This window comes from Streptomyces sp. CA-111067, assembly GCF_050956065.1.
Lineage (GTDB): Bacteria > Actinomycetota > Actinomycetes > Streptomycetales > Streptomycetaceae > Actinacidiphila.
In genome coordinates, this window is the sequence record NZ_CP192103.1 from 2027726 (window position 1) to 2050995 (window position 23270).

At 70.3% G+C, this 23270-nt stretch carries 20 protein-coding genes; 14 read left to right on the plus strand and 6 right to left on the minus strand.

The genetic code is table 11. From position 1 onward, the window contains the following. Nucleotides 1-163: 163 nt before the first annotated feature. On the minus strand, nucleotides 164-808 hold the full coding sequence (locus ACQPW6_RS08820) for a hypothetical protein (protein ID WP_433888997.1): 645 nt from the start codon (nucleotides 806-808) through the stop codon (nucleotides 164-166). Between the two features lie 446 nt (nucleotides 809-1254). Here ACQPW6_RS08820 and ACQPW6_RS08825 point away from each other — a divergent pair, with 446 nt between their 5' ends. Continuing rightward, nucleotides 1255-2523: a helix-turn-helix domain-containing protein gene (locus ACQPW6_RS08825; protein ID WP_433888998.1), complete on the plus strand. Its 1269-nt coding sequence runs from the start codon at nucleotides 1255-1257 to the stop codon at nucleotides 2521-2523. On the opposite strand, the gene ACQPW6_RS08830 is transcribed toward ACQPW6_RS08825, so the two are convergent. Further along, complete coding sequence (locus ACQPW6_RS08830; RefSeq protein WP_433888999.1) at nucleotides 2511-4772, minus strand: discoidin domain-containing protein; 2262 nt, start codon at nucleotides 4770-4772, stop codon at nucleotides 2511-2513. The two genes, ACQPW6_RS08825 and ACQPW6_RS08830, sit on opposite strands and share 13 nt — an antisense overlap. Before the next feature lie 170 nt (nucleotides 4773-4942). On the opposite strand from ACQPW6_RS08830, the gene ACQPW6_RS08835 reads away from it, so the two are divergent. The 6 genes from ACQPW6_RS08835 (at nucleotide 4943) to ACQPW6_RS08860 (ending at nucleotide 13296) form a co-directional block, all read left to right on the plus strand. Next, the gene (locus ACQPW6_RS08835; protein WP_433889000.1) at nucleotides 4943-5968 is read left to right on the plus strand and encodes a LacI family DNA-binding transcriptional regulator; all 1026 of its coding nucleotides are present in this window, start codon (nucleotides 4943-4945) and stop codon (nucleotides 5966-5968) included. A 314-nt stretch (nucleotides 5969-6282) separates the two neighbouring features. Further along, nucleotides 6283-7701 (plus strand): ABC transporter substrate-binding protein, encoded by a 1419-nt coding sequence (locus tag ACQPW6_RS08840; RefSeq protein WP_433889001.1) that lies wholly within the window; start codon nucleotides 6283-6285, stop codon nucleotides 7699-7701. A 91-nt stretch (nucleotides 7702-7792) separates the two neighbouring features. Beyond that, on the plus strand, nucleotides 7793-8743 hold the full coding sequence (locus ACQPW6_RS08845; protein WP_433889002.1) for a carbohydrate ABC transporter permease: 951 nt from the start codon (nucleotides 7793-7795) through the stop codon (nucleotides 8741-8743). Nucleotides 8744-8757: 14 nt separating this feature from the next. Continuing rightward, complete coding sequence (locus ACQPW6_RS08850) at nucleotides 8758-9648, plus strand: carbohydrate ABC transporter permease (protein WP_433889003.1); 891 nt, start codon at nucleotides 8758-8760, stop codon at nucleotides 9646-9648. Between the two features lie 137 nt (nucleotides 9649-9785). Next, on the plus strand, nucleotides 9786-11444 hold the full coding sequence (locus ACQPW6_RS08855) for a glycoside hydrolase family 13 protein (RefSeq protein ID WP_433889004.1): 1659 nt from the start codon (nucleotides 9786-9788) through the stop codon (nucleotides 11442-11444). 97 nt (nucleotides 11445-11541) lie between these two features. Then, a complete protein-coding gene (locus tag ACQPW6_RS08860; protein ID WP_433889005.1) occupies nucleotides 11542-13296 on the plus strand; it encodes an NAD+ synthase in 1755 nt (584 codons plus the stop codon). A 7-nt stretch (nucleotides 13297-13303) separates the two neighbouring features. Here the strand turns inward: ACQPW6_RS08860 and ACQPW6_RS08865 are convergent, their stop codons facing one another. From ACQPW6_RS08865 to ACQPW6_RS08880, 4 genes are all read right to left on the minus strand, one after another. After that, nucleotides 13304-14230 (minus strand): endonuclease/exonuclease/phosphatase family protein, encoded by a 927-nt coding sequence (locus ACQPW6_RS08865; protein ID WP_433894470.1) that lies wholly within the window; start codon nucleotides 14228-14230, stop codon nucleotides 13304-13306. A 258-nt stretch (nucleotides 14231-14488) separates the two neighbouring features. Beyond that, nucleotides 14489-15049: a TetR/AcrR family transcriptional regulator gene (locus tag ACQPW6_RS08870; RefSeq protein WP_433889006.1), complete on the minus strand. Its 561-nt coding sequence runs from the start codon at nucleotides 15047-15049 to the stop codon at nucleotides 14489-14491. Between the two features lie 50 nt (nucleotides 15050-15099). After that, nucleotides 15100-16692 (minus strand): MFS transporter, encoded by a 1593-nt coding sequence (locus ACQPW6_RS08875; protein ID WP_433889007.1) that lies wholly within the window; start codon nucleotides 16690-16692, stop codon nucleotides 15100-15102. A 108-nt stretch (nucleotides 16693-16800) separates the two neighbouring features. Further along, nucleotides 16801-17547 (minus strand): dienelactone hydrolase family protein, encoded by a 747-nt coding sequence (locus ACQPW6_RS08880; protein WP_433889008.1) that lies wholly within the window; start codon nucleotides 17545-17547, stop codon nucleotides 16801-16803. A gap of 207 nt (nucleotides 17548-17754) precedes the next feature. On the opposite strand from ACQPW6_RS08880, the gene ACQPW6_RS08885 reads away from it, so the two are divergent. The 7 genes from ACQPW6_RS08885 (at nucleotide 17755) to ACQPW6_RS08915 (ending at nucleotide 23144) form a co-directional block, all read left to right on the plus strand. Further along, nucleotides 17755-18396, plus strand: a complete 642-nt coding sequence (locus ACQPW6_RS08885) for a hypothetical protein (RefSeq protein WP_433889009.1) — start codon at nucleotides 17755-17757, stop codon at nucleotides 18394-18396. 134 nt (nucleotides 18397-18530) lie between these two features. Beyond that, nucleotides 18531-19070, plus strand: a complete 540-nt coding sequence (locus ACQPW6_RS08890; protein ID WP_433889010.1) for an FBP domain-containing protein — start codon at nucleotides 18531-18533, stop codon at nucleotides 19068-19070. A gap of 73 nt (nucleotides 19071-19143) precedes the next feature. Further along, nucleotides 19144-19911: an isocitrate lyase/PEP mutase family protein gene (locus ACQPW6_RS08895; RefSeq protein WP_433889011.1), complete on the plus strand. Its 768-nt coding sequence runs from the start codon at nucleotides 19144-19146 to the stop codon at nucleotides 19909-19911. Between the two features lie 306 nt (nucleotides 19912-20217). Continuing rightward, complete coding sequence (panB, locus tag ACQPW6_RS08900; RefSeq protein WP_433889012.1) at nucleotides 20218-21090, plus strand: 3-methyl-2-oxobutanoate hydroxymethyltransferase; 873 nt, start codon at nucleotides 20218-20220, stop codon at nucleotides 21088-21090. A 175-nt stretch (nucleotides 21091-21265) separates the two neighbouring features. After that, nucleotides 21266-21847 (plus strand): hypothetical protein, encoded by a 582-nt coding sequence (locus tag ACQPW6_RS08905; RefSeq protein ID WP_433889013.1) that lies wholly within the window; start codon nucleotides 21266-21268, stop codon nucleotides 21845-21847. Further along, a complete protein-coding gene (locus tag ACQPW6_RS08910) occupies nucleotides 21847-22458 on the plus strand; it encodes a sigma-70 family RNA polymerase sigma factor (protein WP_433889014.1) in 612 nt (203 codons plus the stop codon). The genes ACQPW6_RS08905 and ACQPW6_RS08910 overlap by 1 nt, the downstream gene beginning before the upstream one ends. Further along, entirely contained in the window at nucleotides 22455-23144 is a 690-nt protein-coding gene (locus ACQPW6_RS08915) for an anti-sigma factor family protein (protein ID WP_433889015.1), read from the plus strand. Before ACQPW6_RS08910 ends, ACQPW6_RS08915 begins: the two co-directional genes overlap by 4 nt. The last annotated feature ends 126 nt before the right edge of the window (nucleotides 23145-23270 follow it).

Below are 23270 nucleotides of genomic sequence, written 5' to 3' on the forward strand. Positions count from 1 at the left end.
TGTTTTCTTGTCACGGAATGACAAATCAAAAGCGGAGCTTTGTACTCCGGTGCGTATTCCGCCATCGCCACGGACCCCGGCCCAGGGGGCTGCGGGCCGGGGTCCTGCGTACGTCCTGAGTGCGTGCGATGCCGGGTGGCGTACTGCTCCCGCTACTCCCGGATCACGGGGAGGTGATCTTGAGGGTGGACGGGGAGACCACGTAGGCGGCGGTGAACGAGGCCAGGTCGTTGTTGTTGATCAGGCCGAGGCAGATGCCCGAGACGCTGTACGCCTTGAGCGCCGACGCGCCGCTGATCGACAGCGTGTGGGTGGCGTTGTTGTAACTGCCGGTCAGCGTGGCGCCGTTGTTGACGCCCGACGGGGCCGCGAAGGTGGCGTTGCACAGGCCGGTGAGCTTGGCCCGCACCCCGGTCAGGGTGCCGGTGGTGACGCCGCCGGAGTAGGAGACGGCGTTGAGGTGCCACGGCAGGCTCTGCGAGGCGACGGTGAAGCTGATGCCGGCCGGCCCCGTGCAGGTCGCGAAGGTGACCGTGTTGATCGCGGCGATGTTCGTCCCCGACAGGCCGGTGCCGTTGGGCGCCGTGCCGGTCGCGGCCGAGGAGGCACAGGTGAGGGTGGTGCCGGTGTTGGCGTCCTTCAGCACCGGCTTGGTGGCGCTCGCGGTGAACGCGCCGCCGGAGCCGGTGCTTCCCGACACCGTCCACGTACCGGCCGCGCTGGCCGGGCTCGCCGCCAGTCCGACGGCGGCGGCGATCCCGGCAGCCGTCATGATGCCAGTCTTGGCGACACTGGAAAGCTTGCGCATGGGCTGATCCTTCCTGGAGTTTGACGTACCTGATAAACCGCACTCCGCCCTGCTGGGACGGGAATTGGGCTGCGACTCACTACCTGGAACGTGCGGCAACGATTCCGCTTCGGTTGCCCTTGCGGGGCAGGACGCTACGCACGGGTAACCGGGGGCGCAACAATCGCGGCCAAGATTCTCCGGCGGACCTTACTGCCGGGTATTTTTCTGTCACCCGGGCAACAGCGGCCGAGGGGTTCTTGTAAAAGAGTGAGCATCCGGCGCGATGCCCCGGGACGGTGCTGCCGCGCCGGGCCGGCCCCGGCGCCCGCGCCCGGCGCCGGTGTCCGAGAAGCGCCCCGGGGCGTCCGGATGTCACGTTTCCGTGTACGGGGTGCTGCGCTCAGTGCACGTTTGGTCTATCTTGCAGCGAGGTCACCATCGCAACGCTGCGAGGGAGAGGCGGCATGGCCGTGATGCGGACGACTCCGGAGCAGGCGGAATCCTTCGGTCCGATTCCGCGGGAGTTCGCCGCCGTCATGCGGCCTGAACTACCCAGTCTATTAAAAGAGATGGCTGCTGAAATCGTCACCGCGATCCCCGAATACGGGCACCTGCTTGAAGGCCCCAACGCCCGGGTGATCAAAATCGGGATCGAGCAGAGCATCGCCACTTTCGTGGACCGGGTGGCCGCGCCCACCGCGTCCGCCGCGCTGCGCGACGACCTGTGCCGGCAGTTCGGCCGGTTCGAGGCGTACGAGGGCCGCAGCCTGGACAGCCTGCAGAGCGCGTACCGGATCGGCTGCCAGGTGGCGCTGCGCCGGGTGCGCAGCGTGGGCCGCCGCTACAACCTCTCGGCGTCCTTCATCCTCAGCTTCGCCGACGCGCTGTTCGCGTACATGGGCGACCTGGCCGAGCTGTCCTTGGAGGGCTACACGCAGGCGCTCGCCGAACTGGGCGAGGAGCCGGACAACCGGCGGCGCCGGCTGCTGCGCCGGATCCTGGGCGGCACGTCGGTGGCGCGCAGCGCGCTGGCCGAGCTCGCCGAGCACTCCGGGTGGCCGCTGCCCGAGGAGGTCACGCTCGTCGCGGTGGCCGCCGAGACCCGGCCGGCCAAGACCGCGCTGGACAAGGACGTACTGGCCGACTTCGGCGACCCGGAGCCGCATCTGCTGGTGCCGGGGCCGCTGACCGAGCAGCGGCGGGCGTCGCTGTCGGCCGCGCTGACCGGCTGCCGGGCGGCGATCGGGCTGACCACCTCGCTGAGCGAGGCCGCGGACTCGCTGCGCTGGGCCCGGCACACCCTGGCGCTCGCCGACGCCGGCATCATCGGCGACGAGCCGGTGGCGATGAGCGAGGACCACCTGCTGCCGTTATGGCTGCTGGGCGACCCGGCGCTGGTGGACCAGATCGCCAAGAAGTACCTCGGGCCGCTGGTCGGGCTGACCGCGACCCAGCGGTCCCGGCTGATCGAGACGCTGCGGATCTGGCTCACCACCCGGGGCACCGCCGGCCAGGTGGCCGAGCAGCTGGGGGTGCACCCGCAGACCGTGCGCTACCGGATCAGGCTGCTCGACCGGGCGTTCGGCGACCAACTGGCCCACCCCGACGACCGGTTCGCCACCGAGATCGCGCTGCGCGCGCTGCACCTGCGCGAACACGGCGAGACGCCGGCCGGCGGCCCCCACGCGGAGGACCGCCGGCCGGCGGGTGCCGACGCCCGTCAGGAGGCGTAGGTCTCGAACTCGGAGATCTGGCCGGCCGGCCAGCCGTTGTTCGCGGTGATGTTCAGCCGGACGTAGCGGACGCTCGCCGCGGTGAAGGTGAGCGTCGCGGTGTTGCCGGAGGAGGGGTTGAAGGTGACTCCGCCGGACGCCTTGAGCGTGCTCCAGTTGTTGTTGTCGGTGGACCCCAGGACGGACAGGGTCTCGGTACGGGTCGCCCACGCCGTCGCCGGCGGCAGCTTGAGGGTGACCTTGCCGACCTGCTTCGCGGCGCCGAGGTCGACGGTCAGGCTCTGCGGGAAGGCGTTGCTCGCGCTCTCCCAGTAGGTGTCGGCGTTGCCGTCCACCGCGTTGGCCGCGGTGTAGACCTGGACGGTGGACGAGGCGGTGGCCGGCCGGCCCTGCGACAGGTTGCCGCTGGCCGGCGGGGTGGTCGAACCGCCGGTGCTGCCACCGGTGGTGCCGCCGGTCGCGCCGGCGCCGGGCTGCGGCCAGGTCGAGCAGTCGTTCCAGTTGCCGTCCCAACCGCTGTTGCCCGAGCCCTTGTTGATGGTGAAGGCGGGCAGGTTGGCCGGGTACGAGCAGTTGTAGGTACCGGTGGCTCCGGTGCCGGTGGCGGTCACGTTGCTGAAGGACGCCGACCCGGGGGTCTCGGCCTGGACCACGACGGTGCCGGTGCCGGACGCGGTCGCGCCGCTGATCGTCACGCCGTTGACCGTGTAGCCGTGGCCGCCGCCCGAGACGAACTCGAAGTCGCTGTACGGGCTGTCGATGAACTTGGTGTTGCTGATCTGGATGTTGTTGTTGATCGCGTAGTCATAGCTGTCCACCCGCAGCGCGCCCATCGGGTGGCCCCAGTTGGGGTTGAGGGCGCCGGTGCGGATCAGCGTGTTGCCGGAGACCGTCACGGTGCCGGACAGCGGGTTGAACGGCTGGAGGAACGCCTGGTTGGAGATGGCGATGCCGCCGCCGAGTGCGTTGGTGTCGGCGATCACGTTGTTGCTGACGGTGTTGTTGCTGCCGCCGTAGATCGCGACGCCGTTGGCCAGGTTGGGCTGCACGATGGTGTTGTTGCTGAAGGTGTTGCCGGTGTCGGGCGTGCCCAGCGACCACATCGCCAGCGAGTCGTCGCCCTGGTTGCGCAGGAAGTTGTTCTTCACCTGCACGCCGCTGGCGCTGCCGTCCAGGTTGAGGCCGTCGGCGGTGGTGCCGATGATCCGGTTGTTCTGCACCAGCAGGTTGTTGTTGTTGCCGGTGAGCCACAGCCCGCACTTCTCGCGCTGGATCCACATGCCCTGGACCACGGAGTTCGGGCCGAGGCTGCCGGTGACGAAGCTGTCCGGCGAGTTGTCGTTGCGGACGCTGACCTCGCCGATCACCGCGAAGTCGTACAGCTTGGTGTTGCCCGAGGCGCTGGTCTGGTCGATGAAGTGCGAACTGTGCACCACCGAGTACCAGTTGCCCGCTCCGCGCAGGGTGACGCCGTCCACCGGCAGGTTGGAGGTGATCTTGAAGTTGCCGGTCGGGATCCAGACCTCCTTGCCCTGCGCCTTGGCGTCGGAGATGGCCTGCCGGAACGCCTGGGTGGAGTCGCCGCCGCCGGACGCGTCCGCGCCGTCGGTGACCACCGAGATCGAGTTGGCGGGCGCCGACGCGGCGGCGGCGACCTGCTCGAAGTCCGCGACGTCGATGGTGGCCGAGCCGGTGTCGCCGGAGTCCAGCTGGAGCTTGACCTTGCCGCCCGCGGCCACGTTCTGGCCGAGCTGTATGCGGGAGTCGTCGAAGTAGTGGTGCGTCTTCGACCCGGCGATCCAGCCGGTGTCCACGTACGAGTACTGCGCGGTGACCGCCAGTTTCTGGCTGATCTTGGTGCCGTTGACGTAGACCGACACCGTGCCGGACGCGCCACGCGGGAGATTGTACGCGACGTCGACGGCGTTGGCCGCCTTGGTCAGCGTGAACTCCACATATTTGCCCTGGCCGTTGAGGGTGACCGCACGGCGTCCCGATGCCTCGGAGGCCACCGTGGACTGGGTGTAGTCAGGGCCGACGGCCGAGCCGTTGGTGGCCGCGGACTCGGCCTCGTACTCGGTGAACGGCACGGTCGCGCCGCCGCTCACGTCGAACGGCGAGACGCTCGACGCCGCGGGAGGCGCGGCGCCGGCGGGCTGGGCGGTCATGGTGAGGGCGAGGCCGCCGGCGGCCAGCGCTGCCGCGGTGGCCGTGGCGAGCCATGCCGTCGAGTGACGTCTGGTGTCCATGGGGTGGGGGGTGTCCCTTCTGGCTGAAGTCACAAACGTGACGCACACCATAGGGATGTCGTACAGGAGACAGCAAGATGTCGATCAGATTTCGCAAAATTTGGATGACTTGCAGAGATCTCGCAAATAGACCGCAAGAAACTTGCGCCACCTGTACTAGAATCCACCCCATGACACGACGACTTGCCGAGGTGGCAAAGAAGGTCGGGGTGAGCGAGGCCACCGTCAGCCGGGTGCTGAACGGAAAGCCCGGCGTCTCCGACGCGACCCGGGCCGCGGTCCTCACCGCCCTTGACGTGCTCGGATACGAACGGCCCACCCAGCTGCGCGGTGAACGCGCCCGGCTGGTCGGCATGGTCATGCCCGAGTTGCAGAATCCCATCTTCCCCGCTTTCGCGGAGGTTGTCGGCGGTGCGCTGGCCCAGCAGGGGTTCACTCCCGTGCTGTGCACGCAGACCGCGGGCGGCGTCTCCGAGGCCGACTACGTCGAACTGCTGCTCCAGCAGCACGTGTCCGGCGTGGTCTTCTTCGGCGGCCTGTACGCCCAGGCCGAGTCGCCGCACGACCACTACGCGCGGCTGGCCGAACGCAACCTGCCCACCGTGCTGATGAACGCGGCCATCGACCATCTGGACTTCCCGCGGGTGAGTTGCGACGACGCGGTCGCCGTCGAGCAGGCGATGAACCACCTGATCTCGCTCGGCCACCAGCGGATCGCGCTCGTCCTCGGGCCGCCCGACCACGTACCGTCCCGCCGCAAGCTCGCCGCCGCCCGCCGGGTCGATCCCACGGTCACCGTCGAGCACGCACTGTTCACCCTCGAAGGCGGCCAGGCGGCCGCAAGCCGGCTGCTCGCCCGCGGCATCACCGCGTTCATCTGCGCCAGCGACCTGCTGGCGCTCGGCACCATCAGGGCGGCCCGCAGGCGGCGGCTGACGGTACCGGACGACGTCTCGGTAATCGGTTACGACGACTCGTCGCTGATGAACTGCACCGAGCCGCCGCTGACCACCGTCCGGCAGCCGATCGAGGCGATGGGCCGGGCCGCGGTGGACCTGCTCGCCGGAGAGATCAGCGGTGCCTCGGTCGATCACGACGAGCTGTTCTTCGAGCCCGAACTCGTAGTACGCGGTTCCACCGGACCCGCACCGCACGCCTCACGCCTCCCGCACCCGGAGGCGCGCGCCAACGTCTGATCACGACCACCTCGACGTCTGAACCGTTCCACGCGGGCGTCTGAGGGCTGCCACACCGCCGGCCCACCGAGCCGGGGCGGGAGAGCCACTCCCCTGCCCCGGCTCTGCCGTTTTTCCAGCCGTTCTCCAGCGTGACCAAGTCGTGTCTTTGCGAAATTCACGCGACATCTTGCGGACATCTATCGGGTTAAGTACGTTGAGCCAACCCGGACGGCGGCGCGCACCTGCGCCGGACATCATGCGCAGCATGTGCCCACGGGGGTCCCAGATCGCAGTCCAACGACGCGCAGTGGTTCAGGGGAAGGGTTTTGAACATGAGCGGAATCCGCTACCGCAGACTGGTGGCAGTCGCACTGGTCGCGGGCATCGGGCTGACCGGTGCCGCTTGCTCCAGCAGCAACGACAACAACAACAAGCCGGGCGACAAGAGCAGCAGCAGTGCTGCCGGCTCCAGCGCCTCGACGCCGCTGGACAAGAACGCCAAGGTCACCATCAGCGTGGACTGCGAGCCGCCGACCACCAAGAAGGCCGAGCGCAAGCAGTGGATCGACGACGTCGCTGAGTTCAACAAGACGTACCCGAACGTGACGATCAAGAGCAAGGACACCTACCCCTGCGAGGACGCGGACAAGTTCACCGCGCAGATGCAGGCCGGCAGCGAGACCGACACGTTCTACAGCTACGTCACCGACCTGCAGCAGGTTCTGGACGCCGGCCAGGCGGCCGACATCACCGACTACGTCAACGACAAGACGGTGCCGAACCTCAAGGACATCGACCCGAACATGCTCGCCATCCTCAAGGACGGCGGCAAGCTGTACGGTCTGCCCACCACGAACTACTCGATGGGCCTGATCTACAACCGGAAGCTGTTCTCCGAGGCGGGCCTCGACCCGAACAAGCCGCCGACGACCTGGGCCGAGATCCGCACGGACGCCAAGGTCATCCAGGACAAGCTGGGCAGCAAGGGCATCCACGGCTTCTTCGAGTACGGCGGCGGCAACCAGGGCGGCTGGCACCTGACCTCCGCGCTGTACGGCGCGGGCAACGACGTCGTCTCCTCGGACGGCACCAAGGCCGACTTCAACGGCCCCGAGGCCAAGCAGATCCTGCAGACCCTGCACGACATGCGCTGGACCGACCACTCCACGCCGGACAGCCCCGGCAAGGAGTGGAGCGAGAGCCAGAAGGCGATGGGCGCCGGCCAGATCGGCATGTACCTCGGTGCTCCTGACGACATCCAGCTGATGGTCCAGGAGTACGGCGCCAAGTTCACCGACATCGGCATGGCGCCGATCCCCGAGGGCAAGACCTCGCTGATGGGCGGCAACGACTACTTCTTCAAGAAGAGCGACTCGCCCGACCAGATCAAGGCCGGCATCGCCTGGATCAACTTCAAGTTCCTGACCCTGGAGAAGGGCCAGTTCAACTACGCCAGGAACAAGGCGGACGGCATCCCGGTGGGTCTGCCGCAGCCGTTCTTCTTCACCGGCGCGTCCAAGGACAAGGACACCGCGGACAAGACCCAGTACGCCACCGTCCCGGTCGTCAACTTCAAGACGTACGTCGACGCCCAGGTCCCCGGCAAGGGTGAGCCGCCGAACGCGCAGAAGCTCTACGCGGTCCTGGACACGGTGATGTCCGGTGTGCTGACCAACAAGAACGCGAACATCGACAAGCTGCTCTCCACCGCCGAGACGCAGGCCAACCAGCTGCTGGCCGCCAGCCAGTAGCAGCACCCCCGCGGGGGCCGGTCACCCGACCGGCCCCCGCGCCGCGGTATCGGCACCGGCCCGACGCACCAGCCCAAGTCGAGGAGTACCCATGGCGGCGACGACCGTCCCTCAGAAAACGACGAAACGCCGAGCCGGGCGTCCCACCGGTGTTCCCGAGCAGAAGCGCTCCGGGCTGCGTCGCAAGCTCGGATCGAACGTCCAGGCCTATGGATTCCTGATCGGCGCGGTCCTCTGCTTCGGGTTCTTCTCGTGGTATCCGATGGTCCGCGAGTTCATCATGAGCTTCCAGCAGACCAGGCGCGGTGTCACGTCCTGGGTCGGCATGAAGAACCTGAAGACCGTCTACCACGACCCGTATTTCTGGACGGCGTGGAAGAACACCGCGGAGTTCTCGCTCTACGCGCTGGTCATCGGTTTCGCGGTGCCGTTCCTCGTGGCGATCATGCTCAACGAGCTGCGGCACGCGCGCGGTTACCTGCGGATGGTCGTCTATCTGCCGGTGATGCTGCCGCCGGTGGCCGGCGCCCTGCTGTTCAAGTACTTCTACAACCCGGAGTACGGGCTCTTCAACACCATTCTCCGCAAGGTCCACCTGCCCACCTCGCAGTGGCTGGACTCGTCGCACACCGCGCTGATCTCGGTGGTGATCGCGGCCACCTGGATGAGCATGGGCAGCGCGACCCTGATCTACCTGGCCGCCCTGCAGAACATCCCCGGCGAGCTGTACGAGGCCGCCGACCTGGACGGCGCGGGGCTGCTGAGCAAGATCTGGCACGTCACGATCCCGCAGACCCGCATGGTGCTCTCGCTGATGTTCCTGCTGCAGATCGTCGCGACCATGCAGGAGTTCACCAACGTCTATCTGATGGACGGCGGGAACGGTCCTGAGAACTCCACGATGACCGTGGTGTACATGGTCTACCAGTACGGATTCCACTACAACAACTTCGGCGGCGCGGCTGCCCTCGGTCTCATGCTCATGCTGGTACTCGCCGTGTTCTCCGGCGTGTACACACGGCTCAGCCGGAACAGCGACTAGGACGGATCACGGACATGGCAGCGTTTACTCCGCAGAATCGGACCCTGATATCGTCCGCGGCGCTGAGCCGGCGCAAGGGAAAGGTCGTCTACTGGACGGTCCTCACCCTGGTGCTGGTCGTCTTCACCGTGGTCTTCATCGGCCCGCTGTACTGGATGGTGACCGGCGGTCTGAAGTCGGTGCACGAGGTGGTCTCGAATCCGCCGTCGTTCTATCCGAAGCACGCGAAGCCCGGCAACTACAAGACGGCCTGGACCCAGTTGAAGCTGGCCCGGCTGCTGTTCAACACGTTCTACTACGCGTTCGGCGCGCTGTTCTTCCAGCTGGTGTTCGACGTGGCCGCCGCCTACGCGCTGTCGAAGCTGCGTCCGGTGCTCGGCAACATCGTGCTCGGCGCGATGCTCGCCACCCTGATGATCCCGGCGACGGTGCTGATCGTGCCGCAGTACATGACGGTCCTGGACCTGCCGCTGCTGCACATCAACCTGATCAACCAGCCGTGGGCGATCTGGCTGCCGACGGTGGCCAACGGCTTCAACATCTTCCTGCTGAAGCGTTTCTTCGACTCGATCCCGCAGGACCTGATGTCCGCGGCGTCGATCGACGGGGCCGGGCCGCTGCGCACGCTGTGGTCGATCGTGCTGCCGATGTCCCGACCGATCATCGGCGTGGTGTCGATCTTCGCGATCGTGAACGTCTGGAAGGACTTCCTCTGGCCGATGCTGGTGGAGCCCGACCCGACCAAGCAGCCGATCAACATCGGCATCAACTCGCTCTCCCAGGGCGTCCCGGAGAACGTGCTGATCGCCGCGCTGGCGATCTCCTCGGTCCCCACCCTGCTGATCTTCCTGGTGTTCCAGCGCAACATCATGTCCGGCCTGACCGCGGGCAGCCTCAAGGGCTGACCGAGGGTCCGGTGCACAGATCCAAGTGAAGCCTCCGTACGCACCACCCCACAGCACTCCGCCGCCGGCCCCGAATGCCCACATCCCCGCCTTGCGGGGCCGGCGGCGGGGTCCCACCTGCCCGAAAGGACGTTGACGTGGCAGACACCCCTCAGCCCGAGGCCGACGAGAACTGGTGGCGCGGCGCGGTCATCTACCAGGTCTATCCGCGTAGCTTCGCCGACAGCAACGGCGACGGAACCGGTGACCTCGCCGGGGTGCGGTCCCGGCTGCCTTATCTGGCCGAGTTGGGCGTCGACGCCCTGTGGTTCAGCCCCTGGTACCCGTCGCCGATGGCCGACGGCGGCTACGACGTGGCCGACTACCGGGACGTGGAGCCGGTGTTCGGCTCGCTGGCCGAGGCGGAGAAGCTGATCTCCGAGGCCGTCGCACTGGGCATCAGGACCATCATCGACATCGTGCCGAACCACATATCGGCCGTGCACCCGTGGTTCAAGGAGGCGCTGGCGGCCGGGCCCGGCTCGCCCGCGCGGGAGCGGTTCTGGTTCCGCGCGGGACGCGGTGAGCACGGCGAGCTGCCGCCGAACAACTGGCCCTCGCAGTTCGGCGGCCCGGCCTGGACCAGGACCACCAACCCCGACGGCACCCCAGGCGACTGGTTCCTGAACCTCTTCGACTCCGAGCAGCCCGACCTGAACTGGAACCACCCGGATGTCCTCGCCGAGCACGAGGACATCCTGCGGTTCTGGTTCGACCGCGGCGCCGGCGGGGTGCGCATCGACTCCGCGGCGATGGTCTCCAAGGACCCGGAGCTGCCCGACCTGCCCGACCCGTCCGCGGGCGCCGACGCGGTGCTGCCCGCGCACCCGTACGTCGACCGGGACGACCTGCACGACATCTACCGGGACTGGCGGCGGATCGCCGACTCCTACCCCGGCAACCGGATCCTGGTCGGCGAGGTGTGGCTGCCCGACACCGAGCGGTTCGCCCGCTACCTGCGGCCGGACGAGATGCACACCGCGTTCAACTTCGACTTCCTGGCCTGCCCCTGGGAGCCGGCCAGGCTGCGCACCTCGATCGACTCCACGCTGGCCGCGCACGCGCCGGTGAGCGCGCCCGCCACCTGGGTGCTGTGCAACCACGACGTGACCCGGACGGTGACCCGCTACGGCCGCGAGGACACCGGCTTCGACTTCGCCACCAAGGCGTTCGGGGTGCCGACCGACCTGGAGCGCGGCACCCGCCGGGCCCGGGCGGCGGCGCTGCTGACGCTGGCGCTGCCCGGCTCGGTCTACCTCTACCAGGGCGAGGAGCTGGGGCTGCCCGAGGTCGAGGACATCCCGACCGACAAGCTGCAGGACCCGATGTACCTGCGCTCCGCCGACACCAACCCGGGCCGCGACGGCTGCCGGGTGCCGCTGCCGTGGTCCGGGGACGCGTCCCCGTTCGGCTTCAGCCCGGTGGACTCCGCCGAGCCGTGGCTTCCGCAGCCGGCGGACTGGGCGGGGCGGACGGTGGAGATCCAGGCGGCCGATCCGACGTCGATGCTGTCGCTGTACCGGACGGCGCTCCGGCTGCGGCGCGGCGAGGGCGGACTCGGGGACGGCCCGCTGAGCTGGCTCGGCTCCGAGCAGCAGACCCTGACGTTCCGCCGCGGCGGTGACTTCATCTGCCTGGTGAACCTGGCCGACACCCCGGCCGAGCTCCCCCCGCACGAGGACATCCTGCTGACCAGCGGCCCGCTCTCCGACGACGGCCGAGTCCCGGCCGACACGGCGGTCTGGCTCCGGGGCTAGGAACGAAGATCCCGGTCAGCGCCCCGCCAGGGGCGCGACCGGGAGCGTGACGGGAGCGACAGCGACATTGTGTCGGGGTGACGATTAGACTGCGGGTGTGCCTCAACTACGACTCGCTCTCAGTCAGGTCGACTCCCGCGTCGGCGACATCGACGGCAACGCCGCGTCGGTGCTGCGGTGGACCCGCCACGCCGCCGAGCAGGGGGCGCACCTCGTCGCGTTCCCGGAGATGATGCTCACCGGCTACCCCGTCGAGGACCTCGCGCTGCGGTCCTCCTTCGTCGAGGCCAGCCGGCACGCGCTGGTGGAGCTGGCCGGGCGGCTGGCCGCCGAGGGGCTCGGGGAGCTGCCGGTGGTCGTCGGCTACCTGGGGCGCAGCGAGGACGCCAGGCCGCGGTTCGGGCAGCCGGCCGGCGCCCCGCAGAACTGCGCGGCGGTGCTGCACCGCGGCAAGGTCGCGCTGCGCTTCGCCAAGCACCACCTGCCCAACTACGGCGTCTTCGACGAGTTCCGCTACTTCGTGCCGGGCGACACCATGCCGGTGATCCGGGTGCGCGGCGTCGACATCGCCCTGGCGATCTGCGAGGACCTCTGGCAGGACGGCGGCCGGGTGCCCGCCGCGCGGTCGGCCGGCGCCGGCCTGCTGCTGTCGGTCAACGCCTCCCCGTACGAGCGGGACAAGGACGACACCCGCCTGGAACTCGTCCGCAAGCGCGCCCAGGAGGCCGGCTGCACGCTGGCGTACCTGGCCATGGTCGGCGGCCAGGACGAGCTGGTCTTCGACGGCGACAGCATCGTCGTCTCCGAGCGCGGCGACGTGATCGCCCGGGCCCCGCAGTTCGCCGAGGAGTGCGTCCTGCTCGACCTGGAGCTGCCGGCCGCCGCACCGGCCGCCCCGTCCGGCCGGGTGGACGACGGCCTGGAGATCCGCCATGTGACGCTGTCGGAGGACCCGGTCGCCGGGTACCAGCCGGAGTTCACCGGCACCGTCGCCCCGCCGCTCGACCGTTCCGCGGAGATCTACGGAGCCCTGGTCACCGGCCTGCGCGCGTACGCCGTCAAGAACGGCTTCCGCTCGGTGCTGATCGGACTGTCGGGCGGCATCGACTCCGCCCTGGTCGCGGCCATCGCCTGTGACGCGCTCGGCGCGGGACACGTCTACGGCGTCTCGATGCCCTCCGCGTACTCCTCCGACCACTCCAAGGGCGACGCGGCCGAACTCGCCCGCCGCACCGGGCTGAACCTCCGCACGGTGTCGATCGCCCCGATGTTCGACGCCTACATGGAGCCGCTGGCGCTGACCGGCCTGGCCGAGGAGAACCTGCAGTCCCGGCTGCGCGGGGTGACGCTGATGGCGATCTCCAACCAGGAGGGCCACATCGTGCTGGCCCCGGGCAACAAGAGCGAGCTCGCGGTCGGCTACTCCACCCTCTACGGCGACTCGGTCGGCGCGTACGGCCCGATCAAGGACGTCTACAAGTCCACCGTCTTCCAGCTGGCCCGCTGGCGCAACGCCGACGCCGAGGCGCGCGGCGAGCAGCCGCCGATCCCGGAGAACTCGATCAGCAAGCCGCCGAGCGCCGAACTGCGCCCCGGCCAGGTCGACACCGACTCGCTGCCCGACTACGACGTGCTCGACCGGGTGCTGGAGCTGTACGTGGACCGCGACCAGGGCCGCGAGGCGATCATCGCGGCGGGCTTCGACCAGGAGCTGGTGACCCGGATCCTGAAGCTGACCGACACCGCGGAGTACAAGCGGCGGCAGTACCCGCCGGGTACCAAGATCTCCGCGAAGGGCTTCGGCAAGGACCGCAGGCTGCCGATCACCAACGCGTGGCGCGAGGGGTCGTAACGGGCGTTCAGCTGGTGGGCAGTTGGAGGCGGGCGGCGATCGGCAGGTGATCGCTGCCGGTCTTCGGCAGCGTCCAGGAGGCCATCGGCTTGATCCCCTTGACCATGATCTGGTCGATCCTGGCCATCGGGAACGAGGCCGGCCAGCTGAAGCCGAAGCCGTTGCCCGCGGCGCCCTGGGTGGAGCGCATCTGGGAGGTGACGGAGGCCAGCGCGCGGTCGTTCATGGTGCCGTTGAGGTCGCCGAGCAGTACCACGCTGTCCAACTTCTCGGCGGCGATGGCCTGTCCGAGCGCGTCGGCGGCGCTGTCCCGCTGCCCGGCGGTGAACCCGGCGTGCAACTTCACCCGGACCGACGGCAGATGGGCCACGTAGACCGCCACCCGGCCGTCCGGGGTGGCCACCGTGGCCCGCATGGCCCGCACCCAGCCCATCTTGATGTCCACCGAACGCACGTCGCTCATCGGGTACTTGCTCCACAGCCCGACCGTGCCCTGCACCGAGTGGTACGGGTACGCGGCCGCGAGATCGCCGCCGTAGCGGGGGACCTGGCCGGCCGGCAGCTCTTCGAGCGCGATGAGGTCGGCGCCGGCCTTCGTCAGGTCCTTGGCGGTGCCGTCGGGGTCGGCGTTCTCGGCGTTGACGTTGTGGGTGACGACGGTCAGGTCGCCGCCCGACGAGGACCGGTCGAGCAGCAGGCCGCCGAACAGGTTCAGCCACACCGCGGCCGGCAGCACGACGGCGATCAGCGCGGTGGTGGAGCGGCGCAGCACGGCCAGCACGAGCAGGATCGGCACGGCGAGGCCGAGCCAGGGCAGGAACGTCTCCAGCAGGCTGCCGAGGTTGCCGATCCGGTTGGGCACGTCGGAGTGGAAGACCAGCAGCAGCATCAGCAGCAGCGAGAGCGCGGCGAGGACGATGCCGCGCCGCCACATGCCGGCCGGGCGCCACCAGTGCGTGAAGCGGTGCAGAGCGTCGGAGGCGGGCGATCGGCGACCGGGGTGGTCGCCGTCCGTGGTCGCGTCCGTGCTGCTCTGCGCCTGAGTCATGGATACCTCGCCGTCTTGCTCCGTTCGTGCCGCTTGGGCGGCCGCACTGCCGACCTTAGGGGATGCGCCCCCCAGAAACGACGGCCCGCCGCCCTCCCCGGGTTCCCCGCTCCCCGGGCTGTGACAAGACGAGCACATGCGGCACTACGAACGAGGGGCGAGTCCCGTCAGGAGCATGTCCACCACGCGTTCCGCGAGCTCCTCGTCGAGCGGGGCGTCCGGGCGCATCGTGGTGCGGGCAAGTACGGGGCCGGTGACGACGTCGAGCAGCAGGTCCATGTCGGCGCCCAGCGAAGCCCTGATCTCGCCGGACTGGATCCCGCGGTCCAGGATCCGCGCCAGCGCCCGCCGCCGGCTGGCGATCACCGTGTCCTTGTACCGCCGCCACAGCTCCGGGTTGCTCTCCACGTGCATCAGCACGTTCCGCAGCACGCCCGACTCGCGCTTGGCGACGCCCCGGCGCCGGAGCAGCTCGATCGCGATGATCAGGTCCTCGCGCACCGAGTTGCCCGGCGGCAGCGACGGCACCGGCGTGTCCACCGCCGCGAGCACGTCGAGCAGCAGCGCGTCCTTGCCCGGCCAGCGCCGGTACACCGTCGCCTTGCCGACGCCCGCCTCGCGGGCGATGCCCTCCATCGACAGCTCGCCGAAGGAGGCGCCGTCACCGAGCAGCCGCAGCACGGTCTCGATGACGGCATGGCCCACGGCCGCACTGCGCGGGCGTCCGCGCCGTGCGGCCGACGGACCAGAGGTGTTCACTGGTCGGCACCCACCATCTCGCGCTCCGGCGAGCCGCCGGGCTTGACGGCGACCGCTTCCTTCGCGGGCAGGAACAGCATCACGATCACCGCGCCGACCAGCGCGACGGCGCCGGAGGCGACCGCCGTGATGTGCATGGCGTGGATGAACGCGTCGTTGGCGGGCTGCACCAGCGCCTGCCCCTTGGGGCCGAGCCGGTCCGCGACGCCGAGGGTCGCCTCGATGGACTCGCCGGCCGCGTGCCGGGCCGGGGCGGGCACGGCGCCGAGGTGGTCCTTGATGCCGTCGCGGTAGACGGTGGACATCAGCGAGCCGAGGATGGCCACTCCCAGCGCGCCGCCGACCTGCCTGAAGGTGTTGTTGACCGCGGACCCGGAGCCCGCCTTCTCACGCGGCAGCGCCGACATGATCATGACGGTCGCGGGCGGCATCACGTGCGCCATCGCCGTACCCATCAGGAAGAACAGTACCTCCAGCACCCAGATCGGGGTGGTCTCGCCGAGCAGCAGGAAGCCGATGAACGACAGCCCGGTCAGCGCCATGCCGCCCGCGCAGACCGCGCGCGGGCCGAACCTGTCCACCAGCAGCCGGGCGCGCGGCGCGAAGACCATCTGCGCGGCGGCCAGCGGGAGCAGCAGCAGGCCGGACTGGAGGGCGGAGTAGCCGCGTACCGACTGGGTGTAGAAGACCACGAAGAAGGTGACGCCCATCAGCGCGAAGAACACCAGGCCGATGGCGGCGACGGACGCGGAGAACTGCCGGTTCTTGAAGTACGCCACGTCCAGGGCGGGGTGGCTGCTGCGCGACTCGTAGACGACGAAGCCGACCAGGATCGCCAGGCCGCCGAGCGCGGTGGCCCAGACCTCGGGCCGGGTGAAGTCGCCGTACTGGCCGCCCTTGATGATGCCGTAGATCAGCAGCACCAGGCCGGCGATCGACAGCAGCACGCCGACCGGGTCGAGCTTGCCGGGCCTGGGGTCCTTGGAGTCCGGCACCAGGATGAACATCGCGATCAGGCCCGCGATCACGATGGGCACGTTCACCAGGAAGACCGAGCCCCACCAGAAGTGCTTGAGCAGCAGCCCGCCGGTGATCGGCCCGATGGCGATGGCGAGCCCGACGACGCCGGCCCAGATGCCGATCGCCTTCGGCTGCTCCTCGCGCTCGAAGACGTTCATGATGATGGCGAGGGTGGCGGGCATGATGAACGCGCCGCCGAGGCCCATCACCCCGCGGAAGGCGATCAGTTCACCGGCGGAGCCGGAGAACGCGGAGAGCGCGGATCCGGCGCCGAAGACCAGCATGCCGAACAGCAGCACTTTCTTGCGGCCGATGCGGTCGCCGAGGAGTCCCGCGGTGAACAGCAGCCCGGCGAAGACCAGGGTGTACGAGTTGATCGCCCACTCCAGCTCGCTCTGCGAGGCGCCGAGACCTTTCGGGGAGGGCTGGGCGATGGTCTTCATCGCCACGTTCAGAATCGAGTTGTCCAGCACCACGACGAGCAGACTGAACAGCAGCACGGTGAGGATCGCCCAGCGGCGGCGGTGAATCGCCTCCGGCACGGCGTCGGTTATCGCATTGTCGGCCATAGCTACAGCGTAGGAGCGATTTACGATACGGTCCCGTCTCGTATCGTAAAGTTCCGGCAAAACCGGGCCCCGGCCAGTCGCGGCACGGGTCGAAGGGTCGCGGCGCGGTCATCCGGCGGGGGCGGTCACCGGGAGGCATTCGGCGAGCAGGGCGAGGACGTCGTTCCAGGCGCGCTTCGCCTGGCGCTCGTGGTAGCCGACGCCGGGGAGCAGCTTCTGGCCGGTCGTGAGCCCCGACGGCGGGTGGTGGAAGGCGTGCTGAGCGCCGCCGTAGACCATCAGGCGCCAGTCGACGCCCGCGGCCTGCATCTCGGCGGCGAACGCGTCCCGTTGCGCCTGCGGCATGATCGGGTCCTCCGAACCGACCCCGGCCCACACCGGGCACCGGATGCGCGCGGCCTCCCCCGGCCGGCCGGTGGTCACCGCGTTGACCGTGCCGATCGCCCGCAGGTCGACGCCCTCGCGGCCGAGTTCCAGCAGCACCGCGCCCCCGGTGCCGTAGCCGATGCCGGCGATCTGCCCGGGATCGGTCCGCGGCTCGGCCAGCAGCACGTCGAGCGCGGCGTGCCCGATGCCCCGCATCCGTTCGGGATCACCCAGGAGCGGCATGCACCGGTCCAGCATCTCCTGGGGGTCGGCGAGCCAGCGCCCGCCGTGGATGTCGAAGGCGAGCGCGACATACCCCAGTTCCGCCAGAGCGTCGGCCCGCCGCCGCTCCACATCACTGAGCCCCGTCCCCTCGGGCCCGACCAGCACGGCGCCCCGCCGCCCGCTCCCGCCGGGCACCGCGAGATGCCCGACCATCGTCAGCCCGTCCGCCGGATACTCGACCGTGCGCGTGGTAATCGTCGTCATGCCATCGGACTGTATTGATCCCCGAGCCCACCCGGACCGATGTTCACCCCGGGCACAACCCCCACCCGCAGGCCGCGGTATCAGTACTCGCGGTGGTCGGGTGCGTCGGGATATCGACGATGCGCAGTCGCGGCCGCCGCTGACCTGGTGGACACCTGGGTACCCGTACTCATGACCGCCCCGCGGCGCCGCGGCACGATGCTTCACATGACAGAGCGACAGGCTTTCCGCGGACGGCGCCGGGCCGTCTGTTCCGTGTCGGCGGCCGGGTTGGCCCTGGTCGCGACGGCGTTCGCCTTCTGGTTCGAGCAGCAGTGGAAGGGCCGGCCCTACCCCGTCGCGAACCCCGCCGCCACCGCCCGCCGGCTGGACGACCACACACAGACGATCTACGACGCGCTCGGTCTGCCGGACGCCGAACTCGCCACCGACTGGCCGGGCGCGGGCCTGACGACCGACCCCTACACCTGCCCGCGCCCCGGACTGCGCCACCTCTCCGACGGCCTGATGGACTCCCCGCCGAGCGAGCCGCGCACCGTCAAGGTGAACGACGACTGGGCCCTGAAGGACGTCACCCGCGCCCAGGCGGTCCCCGCGCTCCAGCGCGCACGGACCGAACTGACACGTGCGGGCTGGAGACTGACCTCCTACGAGGACTCCACCGACCGCCTCCAGCTCAGCCTGCGCCCCCCGAACGCCAAGGACACCGTCTCGGTCGAGGCATACCCCGGCGACCGGCTCCAGATCACCGCGTCCACCGGCTGCGCCCGCTACCCGGCGGGCACCCCGATGCGCTACTCCGACGATCCCGAACTCCCACCCCAGCAGGCCCCGGCCCAACTCCGCTGACCCGGCGGCCGGGAGCCGCCGACGGACCCGGGAGGGAACGGTCCGGGGCGCCGTGCCCGGAAGCGAACCGGCGCCGCCCACCGGGGGCGGAAAACCCCGCGACACCTGCGCGGACGCGCTGTTAGCGTCGGAATATGGACCCGCTCGCCGACCCGGAAATCCGCGCCTCCTTCGTCAACTGCTCCAAAGGCGAGGCCAAACGCATCACCCTCCCCCGGGACCTCCCCGCGCTCCCCTGGGCGGACCTCGACTTCCTGGGCTGGCGCGACCCGGGCGCCCCGGACCGCGCGTATCTGGTCCGGCCCGCCGGGGACCAAGGCGCCGGCCGAGACCCCGGCGAGGACGCCCGCCCCGTCGGCATCACGATGCGGATCGCCCCCGGGGCCCGGCGCAACCTGCTGCGGAGCAGCCTCTGCTCGCTGTGCCTCACCGGCCACTCCGGCGGCGGTGTCGACCTGCTCGCCGCCCCGCTGGCCGGCGCGCCCGGCCGCCAGGGCAACACCGTGGCCCTCTACATGTGCGCCGACCTGGCGTGCTCGCTGTACGTGCGCGGCAAGAAGACCTCCGCGACGGTCAAGCGGCTGGACGAGACGCTGACCCTGGACGAGCAGGTCGCCCGCACGCTGCGCAATCTCGACGGGTTCCTCACGAAGGTGGTCGGGGCATCCGGCTGACCCGGCCCGACGAATTTCCGGCCTCACGGTGGTCTAACTACCGAGGACGAACCACCGGAGAGATGAGGAACCCATGGCTGTTGACCCGACGGACCTGAAGGCCCAGGCCGAGACGCTGCGCGAACTGCACACCGGGGAGATGCTCGTCCTGCCCAACGTGTGGGACGCGGCCAGTGCGCGGGTGGTGGCGGAGGCGGGGTTCCCCGCGGTCGCGACGGCGAGCGCTGCCGTGTCGGCGATGCTCGGGTATCCCGACGGGGAGGGGGCGCCGTGGCAGGAGATGTTCGCCGCGGCGGCGCGGGTCGCACGGGTGGTGACGGTCCCGGTGACGGTGGACGCGGAGGCCGGGTACGGCCTGGGGCCGCGCGAGCTGGTGGACCGGCTGCTGGAGGCCGGGGCGGTCGGCTGCAACCTGGAGGACACGGATCACCGGGGCGGTGCGGGCCTGGTCGACGCGGGGGTGCACGCGCAGTGGCTGGCGAACGTGCGGGCCGCGGCGGAGGACGCGGGGGTGCCGCTCGTGATCAACGCGCGTGTTGACGTCTTCCTGCCCGTGGCGGGCGTGCCCGAGGGCGAGCGGGTGGCGGAGGCGGTCCGCCGGGGCCGACTCTACCGGGCGGCCGGGGCGGACTGCGTCTACCCGATCGGCGTACGGGACCGCGCGGATCTCGCGGCCCTGGTCGCCGGACTCCCCGGCCCGCTGAACGGCAACGCGGGCCCCGGCCTTGACCTGGCCGCGCTGCGCGAGCTCGGGGTCGCCCGGGTGTCGTACGGCCCCCGCTTCTACCGCTCCGCTCTGGCAGAGCTGAAGACCGCGGTGACAGCCCTCCGGGCCGGTTGAGCGCCTGACGCGCGGGCGCGACGTGCCCCGGCATCACCAGGGGCGCGGGGAACTGCGCGAGCAACCACCCACCGGCCGGTGGGTGGGAAACAACAGGACCAGCCCCTTCGGGCCAGTGGTAGGGCGCGCCACGGCCGTGGCTTGTCACGCAGTTCCCCGCGCCCCTACGGGGGCGTCTCCCGCCGGGACCGGCTGAGACCCGGGTCTCAAGCACTCCTCTTTCCCCGCAGAGGCGATCGTGCCAGCATGGAGGTGATCCGGGGACGCCGTCAGGGCGCCTCGAGATGACTAGAAGGAGCCGTCATCATGACGCAAACTCCGGCTGCCCGCGCGACCTCCGACGGCGCGAACACGCTGTACGGCGGAACCGGCACCCGAAGCGCTCGAAGGGTCACCGTCCGTGACATCGGCGCCGCCAAGGAGCGCGGCGAGAAGTGGCCGATGCTCACCGCGTACGACGCGATGACCGCGTCCGTCTTCGACGAGGCCGGCATCCCCGTGCTGCTCGTCGGGGACTCGATGGGCAACTGCCACCTGGGCTTCGACACCACCGTGCCGGTGACCATGGACCACATGACGATGCTCGCGGCAGCCGTGGTGCGCGGCACCAGCCGGGCGCTGATCGTCGGCGACCTGACGTTCGGGTCGTACCAGGAAGGGCCGGTCCAGGCCCTGCGCAGCGCCACCCGGCTGGTCAAGGAGGCCGGGGTCGGCGCCGTCAAGCTGGAGGGCGGCGAGCGGTCGCTGCGGCAGACCGAGGCCATCGTGCAGGCCGGGATCCCGGTCATGGCGCACCTGGGGCTGACCCCGCAGTCCGTCAACACGATGGGCTACCGGGTGCAGGGCCGAGGCGACGAGGCCGCGCACCGGCTGGTCAGCGACGCCAAGGCCGCGCAGGACGCCGGCGCGTTCGCCGTCGTGCTGGAACTGGTGCCGGCCGAGCTGGCCGCCGAGGTCACCCGCTCGCTGGAGATCCCGACGATCGGCATCGGCGCCGGCCCCGACACCGACGCGCAGGTGCTGGTGTGGACCGACATGGCCGGGCTGACCGGCGGCAAGGTGCCGCGCTTCACCAAGCAGTACGCGAGCCTGCGGCAGACCCTGGGCGACGCGGCGAAGGCGTTCGCCGACGACGTGGCCGGTGCCGCGTTCCCGGCCCCGGAGCACACCTTCCACTGAGCCCGGAGCACTCCTCCGGTGGGGCCCGGTACGCACCGGGCCCCACCCCCTTAGGACCGTTCCGAACGAAGATTTCCGGTTTGCCGGGGGATCTTTTGAGACAACCGGCCACGCCACCCGTATAGGACGATGAGCGCCGCCCCGGCGGCGAACCTCGCACCTTTCGGGAAGCCTCATGACCGTCTCCACGCACGGCCGGCTGGCCGCCGCCGCACTGACCGCCTCGCTCGCCTTCGCCCTGGCCGCCTGCGGCTCGGGTTCCGGCTCCGGATCAGGTTCCGGATCAGGTTCCGGATCAGGTTCCGGATCGCCGGCCGCCTCCTCGTCGGCCGCCCCCGCCGCGACCGGCGCCGTGCACGTCGCCGACGACCCGACCCTCGGCAGCATCATCGTCGACGCGAAGGGCCTGACCCTCTACCGCTTCGACATGGACACCGCCAAGCCGTCCGTCTCGAACTGCTCCGGCGAGTGCGCCGCCGCCTGGCCGCCCTCGGTCGCGCCGGCCGCGAGCAGCGCCGTCAAGGGGATCGACAGCAAGCTCGTCGGCAGCATCACCCGCGCCGACGGCAGCAAGCAGCTCACCGTCGCCGGCTGGCCGCTCTACACGTACTCGTCCGACTCCAAGCCGGGTGACGTCAACGGTCAGGGCGTGCAGGGCACCTGGTTCGCGGTGACGCCGGCCGGCGGGAAGGCGGCGGCCGCGGGCTCCGCGCCGGCGACCACCGATTCCGGTTCCGGTGGCTCGAACGGCTACTGATGGCCCGGTCCTCACCACCCCAGCTCGACCCGCGGCGGCGGGTACGGCAGGATGCCGCCGTGGACGGACCACCCCCCGGGGTTCCGGAACCGGCGGGCTCGGTCCCGGAAGAAGAGCTCATGCGGGCGCTGTACCGCGAGCACGCGGGCGCGCTCTTCGCCTACGTGCTCCGGCTCGTCGCGGGCGATCGCCATCTCGCCGAGGACGTCGTGCAGGAGACGCTGCTGCGTGCCTGGAAGAGCGCGTCCCGGCTGGATCCGGCGGCCAGGTCGCTGCGGCCGTGGCTGGTGACGGTCGCCCGGCGGATCGTGATCGACGGCCACCGCAGCCGCAGCTCGCGCCCGCCGGAGACCTCGCCGGCCGGCCTCGAGCAGGTGCCGGCGCAGGACGAGCTGGAACGGTCGCTGCGGCTGATGACCATCTCCGACGCGTTGCAGGATCTGTCGGCCGCGCACCGCGAGGTGCTGGTCGAGACGTACTTCCGTGGCCGTACCGTCAACGAGGCGGCACAGGAGCTGGGGCTGCCGGCCGGCACCGTACGGTCCCGGGTGTTCTACGCGCTGCGCGCTCTGCGGAACGCACTGGAGGAGAGAGGGGTGACCACCTCATGACATCGCCGCATGTGGACGTGGGCGCCTACCTGCTCGGGGCGCTGGACGACGACGAGATGGCCCGGTTCGAGGAGCACCTGGCCGGCTGCGACAGCTGCGGCCGGGAGCTGGACGAGCTGAGCGGTCTGCTGCCGGTGCTGGACGAGCTGAACGGCGACGGCGCCGCCGGCGGCGGTTACGTGCCGCCGCCCGGTGACGCGCTGCTGGACCGGCTGCTGGACCAGGTGGCGGGTGAGCGCCGGGCGCGCAAGCGGCGCCGGCTGGTGGCGGTGGCCGCGGCGGCGGTCCTGGTGGTCGGCGGCCCGGCGATCGCGGTCCTGGCCACCCATGACGGCGGCGGCAGGCCCACGGCGACGTCCTCCTTCGCCTCCGACCGGCGGACGGCCACCAACCCGGCCACCGGCGCGGCGGCGGTGGTCGGGCTGACGGACCGGGGCTGGGGCACCGCCGTGGACCTGCGGATGACCGGTGTACGCGGCCCGCTGGCGTGCAGCCTGATCGCGGTCGGCGCGAACGGCGGCAAGGAGACGGTCGCCTCCTGGTCGGTGCCGCCGGCCGGCTACGGCACCGACGAGCAGCCCAGGCCGCTGACCGTGCACGGCGCCACCGGCATGCACGAGAGCGCCATCAGCCACTTCGAGGTACGGACCACCGACGGCACGCTGCTGGTCAGCGTGCCCACCTAGAGCGCCGGTGCGGGCGGTCTGCACCCCGGCCCGCACCGGCTTCCACCGTTTCCAGCGCTGTTCGCCCGGATCGCGGGGAGCTTCCGCCAGGGCCGCCGACAGCCCGCTGACGCCGTACCGACAACC

Bases quoted from the DNA above. Each gene is read 5' to 3' on its own strand.
- ACQPW6_RS08820 (WP_433888997.1), bottom strand. From the start codon at position 808: ATGCGCAAGCTTTCCAGTGTCGCCAAGACTGGCATCATGACGGCTGCC.
- ACQPW6_RS08825 (WP_433888998.1), top strand. From the start codon at position 1,255: ATGGCCGTGATGCGGACGACTCCGGAGCAGGCGGAATCCTTCGGTCCG.
- ACQPW6_RS08830 (WP_433888999.1), bottom strand. From the start codon at position 4,772: ATGGACACCAGACGTCACTCGACGGCATGGCTCGCCACGGCCACCGCG.
- ACQPW6_RS08835 (WP_433889000.1), top strand. From the start codon at position 4,943: ATGACACGACGACTTGCCGAGGTGGCAAAGAAGGTCGGGGTGAGCGAG.
- ACQPW6_RS08840 (WP_433889001.1), top strand. From the start codon at position 6,283: ATGAGCGGAATCCGCTACCGCAGACTGGTGGCAGTCGCACTGGTCGCG.
- ACQPW6_RS08845 (WP_433889002.1), top strand. From the start codon at position 7,793: ATGGCGGCGACGACCGTCCCTCAGAAAACGACGAAACGCCGAGCCGGG.
- ACQPW6_RS08850 (WP_433889003.1), top strand. From the start codon at position 8,758: ATGGCAGCGTTTACTCCGCAGAATCGGACCCTGATATCGTCCGCGGCG.
- ACQPW6_RS08865 (WP_433894470.1), bottom strand. From the start codon at position 14,230: ATGTGGCGGCGCGGCATCGTCCTCGCCGCGCTCTCGCTGCTGCTGATG.
- ACQPW6_RS08875 (WP_433889007.1), bottom strand. From the start codon at position 16,692: ATGGCCGACAATGCGATAACCGACGCCGTGCCGGAGGCGATTCACCGC.
- ACQPW6_RS08880 (WP_433889008.1), bottom strand. From the start codon at position 17,547: ATGACGACGATTACCACGCGCACGGTCGAGTATCCGGCGGACGGGCTG.
- ACQPW6_RS08885 (WP_433889009.1), top strand. From the start codon at position 17,755: ATGACAGAGCGACAGGCTTTCCGCGGACGGCGCCGGGCCGTCTGTTCC.
- ACQPW6_RS08890 (WP_433889010.1), top strand. From the start codon at position 18,531: ATGGACCCGCTCGCCGACCCGGAAATCCGCGCCTCCTTCGTCAACTGC.
- ACQPW6_RS08895 (WP_433889011.1), top strand. From the start codon at position 19,144: ATGGCTGTTGACCCGACGGACCTGAAGGCCCAGGCCGAGACGCTGCGC.
- panB (WP_433889012.1), top strand. From the start codon at position 20,218: ATGACGCAAACTCCGGCTGCCCGCGCGACCTCCGACGGCGCGAACACG.
- ACQPW6_RS08905 (WP_433889013.1), top strand. From the start codon at position 21,266: ATGACCGTCTCCACGCACGGCCGGCTGGCCGCCGCCGCACTGACCGCC.
- ACQPW6_RS08910 (WP_433889014.1), top strand. From the start codon at position 21,847: ATGGCCCGGTCCTCACCACCCCAGCTCGACCCGCGGCGGCGGGTACGG.
- ACQPW6_RS08915 (WP_433889015.1), top strand. From the start codon at position 22,455: ATGACATCGCCGCATGTGGACGTGGGCGCCTACCTGCTCGGGGCGCTG.